At 71.5% G+C, this 3749-nt stretch carries 3 protein-coding genes and 1 pseudogene; 1 reads left to right on the top strand and 3 read right to left on the bottom strand.

Features of this window, described 5'->3' with window-relative positions; translation table 11 throughout:
• Both mshA and ASJ79_RS20470 read right to left on the bottom strand, forming a co-directional pair.
• A partial coding sequence (gene mshA / locus ASJ79_RS20475) for a D-inositol-3-phosphate glycosyltransferase (protein ID WP_082753955.1) occupies positions 1-1110 on the bottom strand: 1110 nt, incomplete at its 3' end.
• 36 nt (positions 1111-1146) lie between these two features.
• Positions 1147-2499, bottom strand: a complete 1353-nt coding sequence (locus ASJ79_RS20470; protein WP_067959174.1) for an ROK family transcriptional regulator — start codon at positions 2497-2499, stop codon at positions 1147-1149.
• Positions 2500-2721: 222 nt separating this feature from the next.
• Here ASJ79_RS20470 and ASJ79_RS20465 point away from each other — a divergent pair, with 222 nt between their 5' ends.
• Positions 2722-3480, top strand: coding sequence for an SDR family oxidoreductase (locus tag ASJ79_RS20465; RefSeq protein WP_067959171.1), 759 nt, complete (start codon positions 2722-2724; stop codon positions 3478-3480).
• An 80-nt stretch (positions 3481-3560) separates the two neighbouring features.
• Here ASJ79_RS20465 and ASJ79_RS20460 read toward each other — a convergent pair.
• Positions 3561-3749: pseudogene (locus tag ASJ79_RS20460) on the bottom strand (L,D-transpeptidase); the annotation flags it as partial.

Genomic DNA, 3749 nt, shown 5'->3' with positions numbered 1-3749 from the left:
GAGGGTGCCCGCATAGCCGTACAGCATCGCCGCGCCGTAGAGGAAGAACGCCGACGAGAACGCCCCCAGCAGAAAGTATTTCAGTGACGACTCCTGCGACAGCAGCCGCCGGCGGCGGGCCAGCCCGAAGGATTCGGAGTAGCTCGGCACCGCGACGATGTCGGCGGCCCGGTACACCTGCACCAGGTCGTCCCGAGACTGGGGCGGAAGGAACGTCACCCGGTCGGTGATACCCAGGTCCGCGGCGAGGTGAACAAGGTTGTCCGGTGTGGCCAGGCCCGACCCCGACGGCCCGCCCGCGATCACGATCCGCACGCCGGGCAACAGCGCGGCCGCGCGCAGCAGCACGTCGGGCGCCTTCAGCGGTTGGATCCGGCCGACGAACGCGACGATCTGCGTATCGGCGGCCAGGCCCAGCGCGGCGCGGGCGGCTCTGCGGTCGCCGGGGGTGAAGGTCTTCAGATCGACGCCGGGGTGGACCACGTCGATACGCGCGGGATCGGCCTCGTGCAGCGAAACCAGTTGCTGGGCTTCGTGTTCGGTGTTGACGATCAGCCGGTCGGCCTCGTCGACCACTTGTTGCTCACCGACGGAGCGCATCGGCGGCTCGGGGGTGTCCCCCTCGGCGAGCGAGGCGTTCTTGACCGCCGCCAGCGTGTGGGCGGTGTGCACCAACGGCACCGCCCACCGGTCGGCGGCCAGCCACCCGACCTGACCCGAGAGCCAGTAGTGCGAGTGCACGACGTCGTAGTAGCCGGGTTCGTGGGTGGCCTCGGCGCGCAGAACCCCCGCGGTGAACGCGCACAGCTGGGTGGGCAGGTCGTTCTTGTCCAGCCCCTCGAACGGGCCCGCCACGACGTTGCGCACCAGCACGCCGGGGGCCACCGGCACCACCGCCTGGTCCGACGACGAGGTGGCCCTGGTGAAGATCTCCACGTCGACGCCGCGGCCGGCCAGCTCCAGCGCGGTCTGCAGCACGTAGACGTTCATGCCGCCGGCGTCGCCGGTGCCCGGCTGGGCCAGGGGGGACGTGTGCACCGACAGCACCGCCACCCGGCGTGGCTGGGGTAGTCCGGACGGGAGGCCAGCCGGTTCGGTCGCTAGACGCACACCGTCATGTCTACACCGCCCGGTTGCCGGCCCGGCTCAGGCACTGACTTCGCGCGGTGCCTGATTCGCTCCTCGCGTGCGCGGTGCCTGATTCGCTCCTCGCGTGCGCGGTCGGGCGCGGCGCATCGCGCCGATCGGATCCGCGTACAGCCCGCCGAGGGACACGACGCCCGCGCCGGCTTCCTGGATTCGGTTGCCGAACGTGGTGACCCGGATGTCGCGGTGCGGCAGCACAGACCGGGCCGCGAATGCCGATTCGACGACGGACATGCCCTCGGGGTACTCGGTGAAGGCCTGTCCGCCGACCACCAGGTCGTCGGGGTTGAGCATGTCGCGCAGCAACGCGACGGCCTCACCGAGGACCCGAGCGCGTTCGGTGACCAGCGCCGCGGCCTGCTCGTTGCCCTGCCGGGCGGCCCGCAGCACCGCTGCGAGCGTCGACGCGGGGCCGTCCGCGGGAACGATGCGCGCCCTGCGCGCCGCGGTCAAGACGGCCTCGTCGCTGACCGTGGACTCCAATTGCCCTGTGCCGCCGAGAAGATCGGAGAACGCGGGCAGACCCGCGATGGTGCCGGGACCGCTGGCCGGCGAATGCACGCGGCCGCCGATGGACAGCGCGTAGCCGACGGTTTCGCGGGCGTACACGTACAGGCTGGTGGCGGCCTCGGCCGGTTGCCGGCGCACCCCGAGCAGCAACTCCGCGCCCGCCATCGCGTCCACGTGCGAGGCCACCGACACCGGCAGTCCGAGGGTCTCGGCGAGCACCGGCCCGACCGGCGCGTCCGACCAGCCCAGCCGCGGGTGGTCGAGGTAACCGTGGGTGCTGTCGACCACGCCGCCGGTGGCCACCCCGACCCACAGCGGACGACGGCGGTGCCAGCGGCTCAGGTAGCGGCGCGCGCTGCCCGCGATCGCGCGCAGCGCGATCGCCTGCGGGCCGCGCGGGGTCCGTGTCTCCACGACATCGAGGGTGCGGCCGAACAGGTCGGTGGCCACGATGCTGGTGGTGCGGGCACCGATGTGGACGCCCAGCGTCAGGAACGGTTCGTGGTTCACCTCGACCGGCACGCGGGGCCGCCCGACCGCCCCGGCCACCGCGAGATCGGCGCGTTCGCGCAGCACACCTGCCTCCAGCAGGGCGGTGACCTGGCGGTTCACCGTGGCGATGCTCAGCCCGGTGATCTGGGCGATGACGTCGCGGGCGATCGGTCCGCGCTGTCGCGCGGCGGCGAACACCGAGGCCGCGGCAGCCTCGGGGAGGCGCAGCGCGGGCGCGACGATGTGGTGCAGCAGCGCCTGCGGGTAGCGATTACCGGCGGCGGCCGGCCTGACCCGCCCGGGCGACGAGGTACGCGGTCGCGGGGTGAGGGTGGCGGTGGAAGTGCTCACGGAATTGTCCTTCGTCGAGTCCGGTGGTGGGGTCGGGCCACACCTGGGACTCAGCAGGACTTGATCAGTCCGGGCGCAGTCAGGCGCGGCGGGGTGCGCAACAACAACACGCACGCCGCGCGGCAGCGAGGGCTGCCTGACTGTTCCGGTACATGTCGGCCAAAATAGCACGGTTTCGCGGGTGCGCGCGAAGGTGGATTCGGTGCGCCTAGGGTGGCAACCATGACGACACCAACAGACGCCCGTCGAGTCGCCGTGGTCACCGGGGCCAGTGCCGGTATCGGCGCGGCGACCGCCAGAAACCTTGCCGCGCAGGGCTTTCACGTCGTCTGTGTGGCCCGCCGGGAAGCTCCGATCCAGGCGCTGGCGGCCGAGCTGGACGGGACGGCGATTGTGGCGGACGTCACCGACCCGACGGCGGTGGCGGCGATGGCGGGGCGGCTGGATCGCGTCGACGTGCTGGTCAACAACGCCGGCGGGGCCCGCGGACTGGAGTCGGTCGCCGACGCCGACGTCGACCACTGGCGGTGGATGTGGGAGGCCAACGTGATGGGCACCCTGCACGTCACCCGGGCCTTGCTGCCCAAGCTGATCGACTCCGGCGACGGCCTGATCGTGACGGTCACCTCGATCGCCGCGGTGGAGATCTACGACAACGGAGCCGGCTACACCACGGCCAAGCACGCTCAGGGCGTGCTGCACCGCACGCTGCGCAGCGAGCTGCTCGGACAACCCGTACGGCTGACCGAGGTCGCACCCGGCATGGTGCAGACCGAGTTCTCCCTGAATCGGTTCGAAGGCGACAAGGAGCGCGCGGACAAGGTCTACCAGGGCGTGACACCGCTGGTGGCCGAGGACATCGCCGAGGTCATCGGGTTCGTCGCGAGCCGCCCGTCGCACGTCGACCTGGACCTGATCGTGGTCCGGCCGCGCGATCAGGTCAGCGGCGCGAGCGGATCCCGCTTCAACCGCGCCACCTAGCGCCGAACTTGCATTCCAGCAGGCGCCCACTCGATCTTTGCCTGCTGGAATGCCATTTCGGCGCAAAGAAGGGAGAAGTGCTAGCCGCCGGGCCGGGCGCCCACCGGTTGCGGCGCCTGCGACGGCGTCACCGGCGCGGTGCTCGGGATGTTGTCAGGGGATTCCTGTTCCGACAGCGCCGACATCGCGACCCACTCGTCCCACGGCACCGCCCAGTCCCAGATGTCGCCGTCGGCGTAGGACAGCTGGATGCGGGTGCCGGTCACCTC

It is taken from the genome of Mycobacterium sp. NAZ190054, from assembly GCF_001545925.1.
In the GTDB taxonomy this organism is placed as follows: Bacteria; Actinomycetota; Actinomycetes; order Mycobacteriales; family Mycobacteriaceae; genus Mycobacterium.
Note: the sequence above shows the minus strand (reverse complement) of the source record. Positions and strands in the feature narration are given on the sequence as shown.

Bases quoted from the DNA above. Each gene is read 5' to 3' on its own strand.
- ASJ79_RS20465 (WP_067959171.1), top strand. From the start codon at position 2,722: ATGACGACACCAACAGACGCCCGTCGAGTCGCCGTGGTCACCGGGGCC.